Below are 15,150 nucleotides of genomic sequence, written 5' to 3'. Positions count from 1 at the left end.
TCAGCCCTCCCCGTCGCTGCGCAGCAGCTTGGGCAGCCGCGCCAGTGCGAACACGCACATCAGCGCGCCGCCCAGCGAGAGCGGCAGGAAGTTGATGCTCTGCGGCATCGGTGCGCCGGCCAGACGCACGTCGAGGCCATCAAACAGCAGCACCCCGCCCCAGCCCGCCAGCACCCCGCCAATACCGACCACCACCAGGATGTTGCAGGTGTCCACCACCCGGCGCACGCCGGGCCGCATCGCCTCGGCCAGCAGGCTGAAGCTGAAGTGTCGCTGCGTGTGCACGCCCGCCGCCGCGCCGAGGCTCATCGCGGTGCTGAGCAGCAGCAGCGTCACCGGCTCGGTCCAGCTCGGCGAGTTGTTGAGCACGTAGCGGGCAATCACCTGCCAGCCCTGCACCAGCACCAGGCCGGCCAGCGAGACGGCGGCGATGCCGATGGACAGATCGCTGAGGCGATCGAGCGGACCGCGCGGCGAATCCAGTTCGGGAAGCCCGCTGTCGTCGGTCTCGGGCAGGTCGTTGCCAGGAGCTGCAGTCATCGGTGTCCTCATGCGGTGGCGCGGATGCGGGCGTGCAGCGCGTCGATCCGCGGATCCTTGCGGTATTCGGCGAGCAGCGGTGCGGCGGCGCGGCGGAAAGCCTCCACGTCGACGTCGTTGGCCTCGACGCCGGCGGCGAGTATCTGTTCGCGGGCGCTGGCCTCGGACGCATCCCAGGCCTCGCGCATCACCGTGACCGACTGGCGCGCGGTCTCGCGCAGCAGTTCGCGGTCGGTCGGGCTGAGCGCGTCCCAGGTATGGCGCGAGAGCAGCAGCACGTCCGGCGCGTAGGAATGCTCGCTCTGCGACCAGTAGCGCGCGGCCTCGAAGTGGCGGCTGGAATGGAAGCTGCGGATGTTGTTTTCCGCGCCGTCGATCATGTGCGTCTCCATGCCCGAGTACACCTCGCCCAGCGACAGCGGCGTGGCGTTGGCCCCGAACAGGCGCAGCATGCGGATGAAGATGTCCGACACCGGCACGCGGATCTTCATGCCGGCCAGGTCCTCGGGCCGGTGGATCGGCTGGCGCGCGTTGTAGAAGCAGCGCGCGCCCGAGTCATAGATGGCGAGCCCTACCAGCCCGCGCTCGCCGAATCCGTCGAGCACGGTCTGGCCGACGTCGCCATCCATCGCCCGGCGCATGTGCGCGACCGAGTCGAACACATAGGGCAGGCACAGCGCGCGCGTCAGCGGGAAGGCGTTGTTGAGCGCGCCGCTGTAGACGCGGGCGAAATCGATCGCGCCGAAGCGGGCCATGCCGATGGCCTCGGCCTCGCGGCCGAGCTGGCCGGAGTGATAGAGGCGGATGCGCAGCCGGCCGCCGGTCTCGCGTTCAAGCGTCTCCCCGATCCAGCGCATGGCCAGCACGGTCGGGTAGTCGCTCACGTGCACGTCGGTGGCGGTGAGCAGCCCGCCGCGCGGCGGGCTGGCCCATGCCGGCAGGCCGAGTCCGGCCAGCGCGGCGACGCCGGCGCCCGCGGCGAGCAGTTGCCGGCGCCTCACGGCGCGTCTGCCCGCGGCGCGGCGGCCACCACCTGCCCGCTGATCTGTCCGTACGCGCCGAAGTCCACGCGCACCTGCTGGCCCACGCGCACGTCGTGGATGCCGGTGGCGTTGCCGGTCGCGATCAGGTCGCCCGCCCTGAGCGGCCGGCCGCGCCGGGCCGAGCGCGACAGCGCGAACGCATACGCGGCCAGCAGCCCGCCGGGCAGGGTCGTGGCGCCGCCGCGACCGACGCATTCACCGTCGATCCAGCTTGTCGCGGTGAGCTCGGACTCCGGAATCGAACGCCAGCCGGCGATCTCCGCACCCATCACCAGGCCGTTGTTGTTGCCGAAATCCGACACCACCACCTGCGGCCCGAGCTGGTTGACCGTGGCCAGCGGGCTGCTCGCGATTTCCAGGCCGACATGCAGCGTGGCGGCAACGGCGGCGGTGGCGGCGGGCGTCCAGTCGACGACGTCCGGTGGCGCGTCGGCTTCCAGGCGCAGCACGTACTCGGCCTCGATCGCGCCGAAGCCGCCAACGAACACCGGCACCGCCGCATCCTCGGCCCGGGCCGAGAGCTGGCGCGCGTAGATCGGCCCGAGCAGTCGCTCGTCGCCGGATCCGTCGCGCCGCTCGGGCGCGATGTAGCCGACTTTCCAGCCGACCACCCGGTCCGGCCAGCGCGCGATCGCCAGGTCCTGGACGCGGTAGGCCGCCACAAGATCCTCGGGGATGGCGCCGGGGAAGCCGGGAACACTGGCGCCACGCAAGCGTGCATCGACGAATGCCTCGGCGATGGCCACCAATTGATTGGTTGTCTCGATATCGCTGCTCAAGCCCCCTCCGAATGATGTTGCGGTGCAGATCGCCGCAGGCCGGTCGTCCTTGTAAGGTAAACCGGTGTCATCTTCAATGTGCAGTGCGGCAAACCGGTGGACATTTCTGCCCCGGCCGCCCGAATCCGAACGTCATGGAGCCACCAGAATGCCTCTGATCCGCCGATTTTCCGCCTGGTTGACCGTCCTCGCCTGCTTGCTGCCCGCCACCCTGTCCGCGGTTGCCGCGACCCCCGAACAGGGGCCGCTGGCCTTCCCCAGTGCGCAGGGCTGGGCCGCGCATACCCCGGGCGGCCGCGGCGGCCAGATCCTGCGGGTGACCACGCTTGCCACCGACGGGCCGGGCTCGCTGCGCGCTGCGGTGGAGGCCAGTGGCCCCCGCATCGTCGTGTTCGAAGTCGGCGGCGTGATCGACCTGGACGTGCAGACGCTGCGCATCACCGAGCCCTATCTCACCATCGCCGGCCAGACCGCGCCGGCACCGGGCATCACCCTGATCCGCGGCGGCATCGACATCGCCACCCATGACGTGATCGTTCGCCACATCCGCGTGCGGCCGGGCGATGCCGGAAAGCCGCTGCGCAGCGGCGTGGACTTCGACGCGATCTCCACCGTCGGCGCCGAGAACGTGATCGTCGACCACTGCTCGCTGACCTGGGGCACCGACGAGGGCCTGTCGTCCTCCGGCACGCGCTTCATCGAGGGCGGCCGCACGCTCGAGGATTTCCGCAAGGGCACCTCGCGCCGCATCACCTTCAGCAACAACCTCATCGCCGAGGGCCTGGCCTACTCCAGCCACGGCAAGGGCGAGCATTCCAAGGGCAGCCTGGTCCACGACCACGTGCAGGACATCCTGATCACCGGCAACCTGTACGCGCACAACTACGAGCGCAACCCGCTGTTCAAGGGCGGCGTGTCCGGGCAGGTGCTCAACAACCTGATCTACAACCCCGGCGCGCGCGCCGCGCACTACAACCTGATCGCCGAAGAGTGGCTCGGCCACGACTACGCGACCGGCACCATGGTCCTGCGCGGCAACGTGCTGCGCGCCGGCCCGGACACGCGCAAGCTGGCGCTGTTCATGATCGGCGGTTCGGGCGACGTCGACCTGTTCCTCGAGGACAACCTCGCCGTGGACGTGATCGGCGAGGCGACCATTCCCGAGGTCGGCCGCTACACCACCGCGCCGGTCAAGGTGAACCGGCTGCGCAGCGCGCCGGCGCTGCCGTTCGGCGTGCGCCTGCTGCCCTCTGCACAGGTGCAGGATTCGGTGATCGAGAAGGCGGGCGCCACGCCCTGGAACCGCGACCCGATCGACCGGCGCATCGTTGCCGACGTGGTCGAGGGTCGCGGCGCGATCATCGACAGCCAGGATCAGGTGGGCGGCTATCCGCAATACGCGGAAACGCGGCGTCCCTTCGTCGAATCCAAGTGGAACCTCGACACCATGGAGCCGCTCGCCGGCTACGCGCGCGGCGAACCGCTGCGCTGAGGGGACGCCATGCAGCATGCACGGCGGCGGTTCCTGCAGCAGGCGACCGGGGCCGCCGCGGCTGCGCTCGCGCCGCCAGCGCTGTTCGCCGCGCCCTCGCCTGCGGCCAGCCACGCGCGCGTACGCGGTGGCCGCGTGGCGGGCACGCACGAAGGCGGCCTGCACGTGTTCCGCGGGCTGCGCTATGGCGCCGACACCGGCCCGCGCCGCTTCCTGCCGCCAGCGCGCGAGGCGGCGTGGCGCGGCGTGCGCGACGCGTCCATGTTCGGCGCCTCGGCCCCGCAGCGCGGCGGCGACGGCCCGGGCAGCGAGGACTGCCTGTTCCTCAACCTGTGGAGCCCGGCGCTGCGTGACGGCGCGCGGCGTCCAGTGCTGGTCTACATCCACGGCGGCGGCTTCAGCACCGGATCGGGCAGCGATCCGCTGTACGACGGCACGCGGCTGTGCCGGCGCGGCGACGTGGTGGTGGTCACGCTCAATCATCGGCTCAACGCCTTCGGCTACCTGCACCTGAAGGACCTGCTGGGACCGGACTACGCCGCGTCCGGCAATGCCGGCCAGCTCGACCTGGTGCACGCACTGCAGTGGGTGCGCGCGCATGCGGCGGAGTTCGGCGGCGATGCGGACAACATCACCGTATTCGGCCAGTCCGGCGGAGGCGCGAAGATCGCCACGCTGATGGCGATGCCGGCGGCACGCGGCCTGTTCCATCGCGCTTGGACGATGAGCGGCCAGCAGGTTACCGCCGCCGGGCCGCGCGCGGCCGACGCGCGTGCACGCATCCTGCTCGACGCGCTGGGCATCGCGCACGGCGATGCCCGCTCGCTGGCCACGGTACCCATGGAGGCGCTGCTGCAGGCGCAGGCCACGCGCGATCCCTCGCGGGTCGAGGACACCGCGCTGTACCTGGGCCCGGTGATGGACGGCGCGGCGCTGCCGCGCCATCCGTTCTGGCCGGACGCGCCCGCGCAATCGGCATCGATCCCGATGGTCATCGGCAACACCCGCGACGAGACGCGCGCCTTCCTCGGCAACGATCCGGCGAACTTCGCCCTTGACTGGGCCACCCTGCCCGCCAAGCTGCGCAGCCAACAGTACGTGGACATCGCCCCGGACGTCGTCATCGCGGAGTACCGCCGCCTGTATCCACGCTACACACCCTCGGAGATCTTCTTCGCCGCGACCACCGCGGGCCGCTCATGGCGTGGCGCGATCGAGGAGCTCGAAGCGCGCACACGTAACGGCCGCGGCAATACCTGGGCCTACCAGCTCGACTGGCACCCGCCCGGGGAGGAAGGCGAGCGCCTGCGCGCCTTCCACACGCTCGACATCCCGCTGGTGTTCGACAACATCGCGCAGCCGGGCTCGAAGACAGGCACCTCGGCGCAGGCGCAACGGGTCGCGGACGCCATGGCGGGTTCCCTGCTTGCCTTCGCCCGCAGCGGCGATCCGCGGACGGGCGCAACCGGCGACTGGTCGCCCTGGTCGCTCGATCGCCGCGAAACGATGGTGTTTGGCGCGTCGCCACGCATGCAGGACGACCCGCGCGGCGGCGAACGCCGGCTCTACCGGCGCGCCCCCTTTATCCAGCGCGGGACGTTCTGAGGGCACGCGTGCCGGGTGGGGGTCCGGCCGGCGTTGAACTCTCGTGCGTCGGCCGATGCACGGCCACGTCCCGTCCACTGTAGGAGCGGCTTCAGCCGCGATGGATGCATCCGGCTGCAGGGCTGCGGGGGACCGCGATCGCGGCTGAAGCCGCTCCTACAGTCGGGCAAGAGCTTGGCGAATCGTTGTTCTGCCATCGCGACACCAGCGCGGTGGAAGCGCACCTGCGCCGGTCCCGCCGCAGCGGGACCGGCAGGTGCATCAGAACTTGTAGCGGAACCCCACCATGTACTGGCGGCCGGTGTGGGTGTAGGCGATCGGCATGTTGCGCTCGCTGTCGAGCCACATGTCCGACCACTCGTCGGTCAGGTTCAGGCCCTCGAGCGAGATCGAGAAGTTGTCGTTGAAGTTGTACGACAGCGAGGCATCGATGGTGGTCGTCGCCGCCGTGCCTTCCATGTCCGTGCCCTCGCGACCCGGGACCTGGTTCATGTACTCGTCGCGATGGGCCGCCGACACGCGTGCGGAGAACTTCGTGTTGTCGTAGTACAGCGTCGCGTTCCAGGCGTTGTTCGACAGGCCGACCATCGGCCCCGTGGCACTGGGCGCACCGGACGAGGACAGGTACTGGATGTCCGATTCGACGTAGGTGTAGTTGAGCTGCACGCCGAAGTCGCTCCAGATCCCCGGCAGGAAGGTGAAGGGCTGCTGGTAGCCGATCTCGACGCCGGTCAGGTCGCCGCCGGGGGTGTTGAGTGGCTGCTGGAAGACGAACTCGTCATCCGGCGTCACGCCCCATTCGGGCAGCAGCAGCGACGCAGGCAGTCCGGAGGTGTGGAACGGACGGCTCTCGCGCGAGGTCTGGATGTAGCTGTCGATGTCCTTGTAGAACGCGCCGACCGAGACCAGGGCGCCATCGCCGAAGTACCACTCCAGCCCCAGGTCGAAGGTCTTGGCGCGGAACGGCTCGACACGCGGGTTGCCGGTGGTCACCGTACGCGCGCCGCCGGCAACGCTGAAGCTGGTGCCGATGCCGAGGAAGCCGAGGTTGGGACGCGTCATGACCTCGGCACCGGCCACACGCAGCAGCAGGTCGGGGGCCAGCTCGGCGACCAGGTTGAACGACGGCAGGGTGTCGGTGTACGTGTGCACCACCTGCCCGGGCGTGTTGATGTCGACCCAGCCGTTGCTGGTCAGCTCGGTCTCGACCCGCCGCACGCCGACGTTGCCGCGCACCGGGATCGCGCCGATGTCGAAGTTGAAGTCGCCCTGCAGGAAGAAGCCCAGGCTCTCCTCCTGGATCGCGCGGTTGTTGGCGATGGTGTTGGTCAGGTCCGTGTGGACCGCGTAGGGTCCGGTGTTGTTGTGGATGCCCATCATTTCGGCGAAGGCGTGCACGTCCGGCACGACCGCGCGGCCGGCGTTGCCAGCGCGGATGTTGAATTCGCGCATCATGGAGGCCAGCGCGGCATCGTCGATGCTGATTCCGCCCACGGTCTCGACACGACCGCTGCCCGGCGTGCCGCGGCCCCATTCACGGCTCTTGTACTCGTAGCTCTTCCAGTTCACGCCACCCTTGAGGGTGAAGTAGGGCGACGCCGCCCAGGACAGGTCCATCGTCGCGGTGTCGAAGGTATTTTCGACGTACTGCGGGCGCAGGCGGATCTCCGCCAGGGTCCAGCCGGTGGGGTCGGTCGGATCGAGGTCGCCGTAGCTGAAGGCCGGCAAGCGGTCATTGCCACGGTAGTCCCAGCTGTAGCCCTGGACGTTGAACTTGTCGGCGATGACGGTGGTCTGGATCGGGTTGTCGTACTCGGACTGCGACATGCCCAGCAGCAGGTTCATCTGCACGCTGTCGCTGAAGCCGTGTTCGAGCGCCGCGGTGAGCTGGGTGAACTCGGTTGACTGCTCGTCGTAGCGGCCTTCCGAGCGGATGTCGACGTTGTCGAACACGCCGTAGACCAGGTTGCCGCGACCGTCGACCGCGCCGTCGCGGACGCTGGTTTCCTGCTTGCCCGACGCGTTGGTGCGACTGAACGAGACCGCGTTGATGTTGTCCTGCCAGCGGTTGGCGTCGAAGCGCGCGTACAGGCCGTCGAACACCAGCTCGGTGCGATCGCCGAGCTTGAACTGCAGCGCGCCGGTGATGCCCAGGCGCTCCTGCTCGTGGCGGTAGAGGTTGTAGCGCGGAATGCGCGGGTGGTAGACGTTCGGATCCAGCGCGGCCTGGAACGGCGAGCTCTGGTCGAAGAAGTTGGTCGTGCTGTTCTGCGCTGTCCACCAGCGCACGGAGTCGGAGCCTTCCTCGACCACGGTGCGGTCGGTGTAGGCGATCGACAGCAATGCACCGGCGTGGCCATCGGCGAAGGTGTTGCTGACCAGGAAGGTGCCGCGCGGATCGTATTCTTCGGCCAGCGTGTTGTAGCCCATCTGCCCGCCGACGGCCATGGTGAAGCCGTCGTAGTCGAACGGACGCGCGGTGCGCAGGTCGACCGTCGCGCCAAGCGAGCCTTCCTCGATCTCCGCCGCCGAAGTCTTGCGCACCACCAGCTGGGTGAACAGGTCGGACGCGAAGGTGTTGAAGTCGAAGTTGCGCGCGCGGTTCACGCCGCCGGAGGTGTCGGTGCCGCCACCGGTGGCGAGTCCCTCGATGCCGTTGATGCGCACCCGGGTGAACTGTGGGCCCAGCCCGCGGACGGAGATGTTGCGGCCCTCGCCGCCCTCGCGGGTGATCGATACGCCGGGAATGCGCTGCAGCGATTCGGCGAGGTTGAGGTCGGGGAAGTCGGCAATGTCTTCTGCGACGATCGAGTCGACCATGCCCGCCTCACCGCGCTTGATGTCGATCGCACGCTCGAGGCTGGCGCGGTATCCGGTCACCACCATCGTGTCCAGGGTCTGCGGATCAGTCTGCGCCGCGGGCGCGGCCTCCTGCGCCTCCTGCGCCACCGCCGTCATCACCTGCACCTGGAGTGCGAGACCGATTGAAACCGCTAGCAAGGTAACCGGTGTCTTTTTTCTCTTCGAAGCAGCTTGCATAATTCCCCTCCCGTGAGGTCAGACGTGCGCGTTGCGACGGCTGACAGTTGTATGGTGCGATGACCATGCCCCGGCGGGCCAAATGACACCGCTGGCCAAAACCCTAACAAAACCTTTCCCGGCAAGCATGCTGCGGTGCAAAAAATCGCTCCGGGCCGGCGTGTCCCAAGATGCAGAATTCCTGACAGGAGGCCCCATGGGCGGTCGTATCGCGTGTTTCGGTGAACTGTTGCTGCGCCTGGCGGCGCCCGGGCGGGAGCTGCTGCTGCAGTCTCCCCGGCTCGAGGTGCGGATTGGCGGCGCGGAGGCCAACGTCGGGGTCTCGCTGGCCCGCTTCGGCCACGAGGTCGCCATGCTGGGCACTGTCGCCGACAACGCGCTGGGGCAGGCGGCGCTGGGGGAACTGCGCCGCCACGGCGTCGACACCCGCGCCGTGCGCCTGGCGGAAGGGCGCATGGGGCTGTACTTCCTGGCGACCGGTGCCGGGCACCGGCCCAGCGAGGTGCTGTACGACCGCGCCGGCTCGGCGTTCGCGCTGGCCCCGGCTGGCGACTACGACTGGCCTGCGCTGCTGCGCGGCGCCGGCTGGCTGCACGTGTCGGGCGTGACCCCGGCACTGGGCGCCGCGACTGCGACCGCCGCCACCGCAGCAGTGCGCGCCGCGGTGGACCTGGGGGTACGGGTGTCGTTCGACGGCAACTTCCGCCCCAAGCTGTGGGCCGCCTGGGACGGCGAGCCGGCGCGCATCCTGCGCCCGCTGCTGGAGGCGGCGGACATCGCGTTTGCCGATCATCGCGACATCGACGTGGTGCTGGGCGCGCACGACGGCGACGGCGAGGTCCCGCACGCGCAGCGCTTCACGCGTGCCGCAAGCCGTGCCTTCGAGGCGTTCCCGCGCCTGCAGCGGCTGGCGTGCACCACCCGTGCCCAGGCCAGCGTCGAACAGCACGCGCTGGGTGCGCTGATGGCCACGCGCGACGGCGCGCTGCACCAGGTCGAGCCGCGCGAGCTGCACGGCATCGTCGACCGCATCGGCGGTGGCGACGCATTCGCCGCCGGCGTGCTGCATGGCCTGGCGTCGGGCTGGGACGACCTGGACAGCCTGCGCTTCGGCCATGCCGCCGGCTGCCTGAAGCATGCGGTACCAGGCGATTTCAACCTCTGCGATGCGGATGACGTGATGGCGCTGGTGCGCGGCGAGCGCCTGGACGTGAAGCGCTGAGGATGCCGCAATGGCGGGCGCGTTGCGGCGCCCGCAGAGATCCCCAGCGGTCGGACAGCAACGCCGGCATGCCGGCTGCGCACTGTCATCCCGGGGCCGCGAGGGATCTGCGTTCGGGCGCCCCGGAGATTTCTCCCTGCGGTCGAAATGACAATCCGCCGCGTCAGACATCAATCCCGATGTCATCTCGAGCGCAGCGACGGATCTCCAAGAGGCTTGACCGCCCAGTCATGGAGGCATGACACCTGGCGCAATCGCCAGCCCTGCGAAAAGGCAATCGCGATGCGCCGTTGCCGTCAGATCCCGCAGAAGCAGTGCGCCAGCACCGAGACCGGCGCGCCGTCGCGGGTCTGCAGCACCTGCTCCAGCACGCGCAGGTCGCGCTCGGCCTGCGGCACGGCGCGCGACAGCAGCGTCTGCGCGAACTCCGAATCCTTGAGCCAGGCCTGGCCGATGCGACCCTGCACAAAGCCGGTGAACCACTTCTCGAACGGCGTCGCCGCGCGCTCGACATAGCGCACGCGCCATGTCCCGGTTTCACCCAGCTTCGCGCGCGCGGCGGCGTCGGCCACCGCCGCCTGGATGCCGCCGAACTCATCCACCAGCCCACGCTCGCGCGCCTGGTCGCCGGTCCAGACACGGCCACGCGCGACCTCGTCGATCTGCTCGGGCGTACGCTTGCGACCCTGCGCCGCGCGGGTGATGAAATCGCGGTAGCCCTTGTCGATGTAGGACTGGATCACCTGCCCCACTTCGGGCGACAGCGGCCGGCTCAGGTCGAAAGCGCCCGCCATGCGCGTGGTCGCCACGCCATCGGTGTGCACGCCGATCTTCTCCAGCGCGCGCGGAAAGGTGGGCACCAGGCCGAAGATGCCGATCGAACCGGTGATCGTCGACGGGTCGGCATAGATCCGCTCGGCGTCCATGCTGATCCAGTAGCCGCCGGACGCGGCGACATCACCGAACGACACCACCACCGGCTTGTCCGCCGCCTTCAGGCCGAGGATCTCGCGGCGGATCACTTCCGAGGCGTAGGCCGAACCGCCCGGCGAGTTCACCCGCAGCACCACCGCCTTGACGTCGTCGTCGTCGCGCGCCTCGCGCAGCAGCTCCGCAGTCGACTCGCCGCCGATCCTGCCCGGCGGCTGGCGGCCGTCGACGATCTCGCCCTCGGCCACCACCACCGCCACCTGCGGCCGCGAATCGGCCGGACGCGGCGGGCCCTCGGCGTGGCGCAGGTAGTCGAGGAAACCGGCCTGGCGGAAACCGCCGTCGGCATCCTCGTCGACCTCGCCGCGCTCGGCCAGCAGGTTCTCGACCTGCTCCTGCGTCTTCAGCCCGTCGACCAGCTTCTGCTGCAGCGCGTACTGCGCGGTGTCGCCATTGGCCGCGGCGATGCCCTCGGGCAGGGTGTCGATGCTGGCCGCGAGCGTCGCGGCGGTGGTGCCGCGCAGGCGCGCGACATCGGCCAGGTAGCGCTGCCAGACGTCGCCGCGCCAGAACAGGTCCGCTTCCTTGGCCTCGGGCGAGGCGTCGTCGCGGATGAAGGGTTCGGCAGCCGACTTGTACTCGCCCACCTTGAACAGGTGCATGTCGATGCCGAGCTTGTCCTGCAGCCCTTCGCGATAGAACTGGCGGTAGCCGCTCAGGCCCAGCAGCAGCACCTCGCCCTGTGGATCGAGATAGACCTCGTCGGCATGCGCGGCCAGCAGGTATTGCCCCTGGCTGAAGCGCTCGCCGAAGGCGATGACCTGCTTGCCCGAGTCGCGCAGGGCCTGGATCGCGGCGCCGACCTCGCGGATCGCGGCAAACCCCGAGAAGCCCATGCGGTCCACGCGCAGCAGCACGCGCTCGATGTTGTCGTCGGTGCGCGCGGCCTCCAGCACCTTGAGCACGTCGCGCAACTGCACTTCCCCCGGCCCCTGGCCGAAGCTGGCCTGCAGCGAGCGGCTCATCGCATCGGTGGTGTACTGCTCCACCAGCTGCGCCTCGGGCGCGAAGACCAGGGTGGTGCGCTTGTCCAGCGGCGCCACGCCCCTGCCACTGCCGACGATGGCCACCAGCACCAGCAGCAGCAGGAAGAAGAACAGCAGGTTGAGGATCAGCCGGCGGACGAAGTTCATCCCGTCCCAGACGCCGACGATGGCGCGCGCGACGGGGCCGCGCGAAGAGGCTTGACTCATTTGGGCAGATGCTCGCTGTTGCGGATGCTCAGGGTACCCGGCGAGTGCCGGGTTTTCATGCGTCTTTGGTCACCAGGCCGGTTGGCAGGGCGGCGGGCCTGCTGCTGCGCATGAAGCGCCATGCCATCAGCACCGAGGCGACCAGCAGGCCGGCGATCAGGCCCAGCCACATGCCTTTCGGCCCCCAGCCCAGCCCGAGGCCCAGCCCGGCTCCCAGCGGCATGCCCACGCCCCAGTACGCGATGGCGGCGATGAACATCGGCACGCGCGTGTCCTTGAGCCCGCGCAGGGCGCCGGCCGACAGCACCTGCACGCCGTCGGGAAACTGGAAAGCGGCGGCGTACAGCAGCAGCGTCCCGGCCAGCGACGCCACCGCCAGGTCGCGCGTGTAGATCGCGGCGATCGCATCGTGCCAGCCCAGCAGCACCGTTGCAGACGCCGCCTGGGTGGCCAGCACCAGCACTATGCCGGCGAAGGCCGCGCGCCGCACGCCCGCCGACCCGCGGCCTGCGCCCACCGCGTGGCCCACGCGCACCGTGGTCGCTTCGGCCAGGCCGAAGGGAATCATGAAACACAGCGAGGCGACGTTGATCGCGATCTGGTGCGCGGCAACCTCGAGCTCACCAAGGCGCCCGATCAGCAGCGCGGTGGCGACGAACAGGCCGCCCTCCATCGCCACGGTCACGCCGATCGGCAGGCCGGTGCGCAGCAGACCGGAGATCTCGCGCCAGCGCGGCGGGTCGAAGCGCTCGAACAGCCGCAGCGCCTCGAACCTGCGCGCCCGCGCCAGGTAGACCAGGAAGCCGGCCACCTGCAGCCACATCATCGTCGCCGAGGCCAGGCCCAGGCCGCCCGCGCCCATCTCCGCGAAGCCGAACGCGCCGAAGGCCATCGCATAGCCCAGCGGCAGCAGCACCAGCAGCCCGCCGAAGCCGAAGACCATGGTCGGCAACGTCCAGTGCATGCCGTCGCACAGGTAGCGCATGCAGAAGTAGAGCGTGAGCGCGGGAATGCCCCAGCGGATGCCGTGCAGGAAGGCGGTCGCCGTGGGCCGAACCTCGGCCGCGATGCCCATCGGCTCAAGCGCATGCACCGACAGGCTGAGGCAGGCGAACAGCAGCAGCCCCAGCATCAGCGACAGCCACAGCGCCTGCCGGAACAGCGGCCCGACCTCCGCCTGGCGGCCGGCGCCATCGAGCTGCGACACCGACGGCGGCAGCGCCATCAGCGTGCCCATGGGCACCAGCATCGGCAGCCAGAACAGCGCCGTCCCGACCGCCACGCCGGCCAGCGTATTGGTGCCGTGGCGGCCGGCAATGACGTTGTCGACGAAGCCGATCAGGCCGGTGGCCAGATGGCCCGCGACCAGCGGCGCGGCAAGCACGGCGGTGGTGCGCACTTCACCGCGGAAGCGCGCCGGCGGGGCGGGCGGAGGCATGGGGGTCTGGGAGGGCGCGACTGCGGCCGGCAGCGATCCACTATCGCTGCGCTGGCGCCGGGTCGGCGGCGGCCGGTATCTTACCCGCCGATGCCAGTGGCCGCCATTGATGGCGACCGCATGGTGCCGGCCCCGCCGTCCCGGGCGGCAGGCGCGGGGTCCCGGGGCGCCGGCACGAGCTGGCGCGACGGATTTCCCACCTGCCGCGCGGGTTTCGGAAGGACGCGTTCGACACGCCGAAGCACGGGAGCCACGACGCCGATGAGCACATCGCACGAGCAGCCGGCGGCAATCGCCGTACCCGACGCCGCCCAGCCCGATTGCGCCAACTGCGGCGCCGCGCTGCTGGGCGAACACTGCCATGCATGCGGGCAGCCGGTGAAGGGCCTGGTGCGCCACTTCTCGAGCCTGGTGGGGGACGTGCTCGACAGCGTGTTCGACTGGGACTCGCGCACACCGCGCACGCTGGGGCCGCTGCTCGCGCGTCCGGGCCATCTCACCCTGGAATACTTCGCCGGGCGCCGCATCCGCTACGTCAGCCCGTTCCGCCTGTTCTTCTTCCTCGCGGTGCTGACCTTTTTCATCGGCAAGCTCACCCTCAGCTTCGGCAACGAGAACCCGGTGCAGCTGGGCGGTGACAACGGCATCGAGACCGCGCTCGACATCGCCCAGGTCGAACAGGCGCGCGACCGGGCGCTGTCCAGGATCGCCACCTCGCGCGCCGAACTCGAAGCCGGGGCCGATGCAGCCGAAGCCGGCGACGGCGTCGGCGCTCGCGTGGGCCAGCGCACGGCCGCGGCCGCCATGACCGCCAGCGAAGCGGCGATCCGCGCCCAGGCGGAGGAGCGCATCGCCGCCTTCCGCCATGCCGAGCAGACCAATGGTCCGCCGCCAGTGCCGCGCCTGAACCGGCTGCAGTTCAGCGGCAGCGAGCCCTGGGATGCGGACACCAACCCGGTCCACATCGCCTCCCTGCCCGGCTTCGCCAACGACTGGATCAACCATCAGATCGGGCGCCTGCAGAAGAACATCCCGCGCCTGCAGGAGGATCCGGACCTGTTCAAGGACGCCGTGCTCGGCGCGATTCCCTCGACCCTGTTCGTGCTGCTGCCGCTGTTCGCGCTGATGCTCAAGATCGCCTACGTGTTCAGGCGGCGCCTGTACATGGAGCACCTGATCGTGGCCCTGCACAGCCATGCCTTCGTGTGCCTGGCGCTGCTGCTGATGTTCCTGGCGATGGGCCTGGAGCACTGGTTGGCGCCACGCAACGTCGGGCTGCAGATCGCGTTCGACCTGGTCGAGGCCGCCATCTGGATCTGGATGCCGGTGTACCTGCTGTTGATGCAAAAACGCGTGTACGCGCAGGGCTGGCCGATGACCCTGCTCAAGTTTGGCGCGATCGGCCTGTGCTATTCGGTGTTGCTGAGTTTTGGCGCAGTATTCACCACGATCACCAGCCTGGTCTGGATGTAGGCAGGAGGACGCGATGCTGCTCTACGAAGTGAGCCTGCGGGTCGAACGCGGGAGCGCCGAGGCGCTCCTGGCCTGGCTGCCCGGCCACTTGCAGCGCATCCTGGCGCTGCCGGGGTTCGAGGCAGCCGATGCATTCGAGGTGGTGGAACAGCCGCCCGATGCCGGTCATCTGCTGCTGTGCATGCACTACCGCCTGCGCGATGGCGCCGCGCTGGACGCCTACCTTCGCGACCACGCCGCGAGGATGCGCGCCGAAAGCGCGGAACTGTTCGGCGACCGCGTGCGCGCGTCGCGGAGGATCCTGCGGCCACTGGGCGGCTGAAGCCACGCGGCGCC

Annotated in this window: 11 protein-coding genes; 5 read left to right on the top strand and 6 right to left on the bottom strand. The window is 69.8% G+C overall.

The annotated features are described in order from the left end of the window. Genes ACW5DW_RS01930 through ACW5DW_RS01920 form a run of 3 tightly spaced genes read right to left on the bottom strand, consistent with a single transcriptional unit; the run spans position 1 to position 2,362 of the window. Positions 1–516 (bottom strand): TRAP transporter small permease, encoded by a 516-nt coding sequence (locus ACW5DW_RS01930; protein ID WP_457018374.1) that lies wholly within the window; start codon positions 514–516, stop codon positions 1–3. Between the two features lie 32 nt (positions 517–548). After that, positions 549–1,541, bottom strand: coding sequence for a TRAP transporter substrate-binding protein (locus tag ACW5DW_RS01925; protein WP_457017013.1), 993 nt, complete (start codon positions 1,539–1,541; stop codon positions 549–551). Continuing rightward, entirely contained in the window at positions 1,538–2,362 is an 825-nt protein-coding gene (locus tag ACW5DW_RS01920; RefSeq protein WP_457017011.1) for a 2-keto-4-pentenoate hydratase, read from the bottom strand. The genes ACW5DW_RS01925 and ACW5DW_RS01920 overlap by 4 nt, the downstream gene beginning before the upstream one ends. A gap of 148 nt (positions 2,363–2,510) precedes the next feature. Here ACW5DW_RS01920 and ACW5DW_RS01915 point away from each other — a divergent pair, with 148 nt between their 5' ends. Both ACW5DW_RS01915 and ACW5DW_RS01910 read left to right on the top strand, forming a co-directional pair. Continuing rightward, positions 2,511–3,854 carry a pectate lyase family protein gene (locus ACW5DW_RS01915; protein WP_457017010.1) on the top strand — a complete coding sequence of 448 codons (1,344 nt, stop codon included), beginning with the start codon at positions 2,511–2,513 and terminating at the stop codon, positions 3,852–3,854. 9 nt (positions 3,855–3,863) lie between these two features. Further along, positions 3,864–5,459, top strand: coding sequence for a carboxylesterase/lipase family protein (locus ACW5DW_RS01910; RefSeq protein WP_457017008.1), 1,596 nt, complete (start codon positions 3,864–3,866; stop codon positions 5,457–5,459). 261 nt (positions 5,460–5,720) lie between these two features. On the opposite strand, the gene ACW5DW_RS01905 is transcribed toward ACW5DW_RS01910, so the two are convergent. Next, a complete protein-coding gene (locus tag ACW5DW_RS01905; RefSeq protein ID WP_457017007.1) occupies positions 5,721–8,498 on the bottom strand; it encodes a TonB-dependent receptor in 2,778 nt (925 codons plus the stop codon). Positions 8,499–8,694: 196 nt separating this feature from the next. On the opposite strand from ACW5DW_RS01905, the gene ACW5DW_RS01900 reads away from it, so the two are divergent. Beyond that, positions 8,695–9,720 (top strand): sugar kinase, encoded by a 1,026-nt coding sequence (locus tag ACW5DW_RS01900; RefSeq protein ID WP_457017006.1) that lies wholly within the window; start codon positions 8,695–8,697, stop codon positions 9,718–9,720. A 296-nt stretch (positions 9,721–10,016) separates the two neighbouring features. Here ACW5DW_RS01900 and sppA read toward each other — a convergent pair whose 3' ends face one another. Both sppA and ACW5DW_RS01890 read right to left on the bottom strand, forming a co-directional pair. Next, positions 10,017–11,903, bottom strand: a complete 1,887-nt coding sequence (gene sppA / locus ACW5DW_RS01895) for a signal peptide peptidase SppA (RefSeq protein ID WP_457017004.1) — start codon at positions 11,901–11,903, stop codon at positions 10,017–10,019. A 55-nt stretch (positions 11,904–11,958) separates the two neighbouring features. After that, positions 11,959–13,341, bottom strand: coding sequence for an MATE family efflux transporter (locus ACW5DW_RS01890; RefSeq protein ID WP_457017002.1), 1,383 nt, complete (start codon positions 13,339–13,341; stop codon positions 11,959–11,961). Between the two features lie 261 nt (positions 13,342–13,602). Here ACW5DW_RS01890 and ACW5DW_RS01885 point away from each other — a divergent pair, with 261 nt between their 5' ends. Further along, positions 13,603–14,814, top strand: a complete 1,212-nt coding sequence (locus ACW5DW_RS01885; RefSeq protein WP_457017001.1) for a DUF3667 domain-containing protein — start codon at positions 13,603–13,605, stop codon at positions 14,812–14,814. A gap of 13 nt (positions 14,815–14,827) precedes the next feature. Next, the gene (locus tag ACW5DW_RS01880) at positions 14,828–15,136 is read left to right on the top strand and encodes a DUF4286 family protein (RefSeq protein WP_457017000.1); all 309 of its coding nucleotides are present in this window, start codon (positions 14,828–14,830) and stop codon (positions 15,134–15,136) included. Positions 15,137–15,150 lie beyond the last annotated feature (14 nt).

The sequence above is a fragment of the Luteimonas sp. A482 genome (assembly GCF_054072655.1).
The sequence above is the reverse complement of the archived record's forward strand: the minus strand, read 5'-3'. Positions and strand labels throughout refer to the sequence as shown.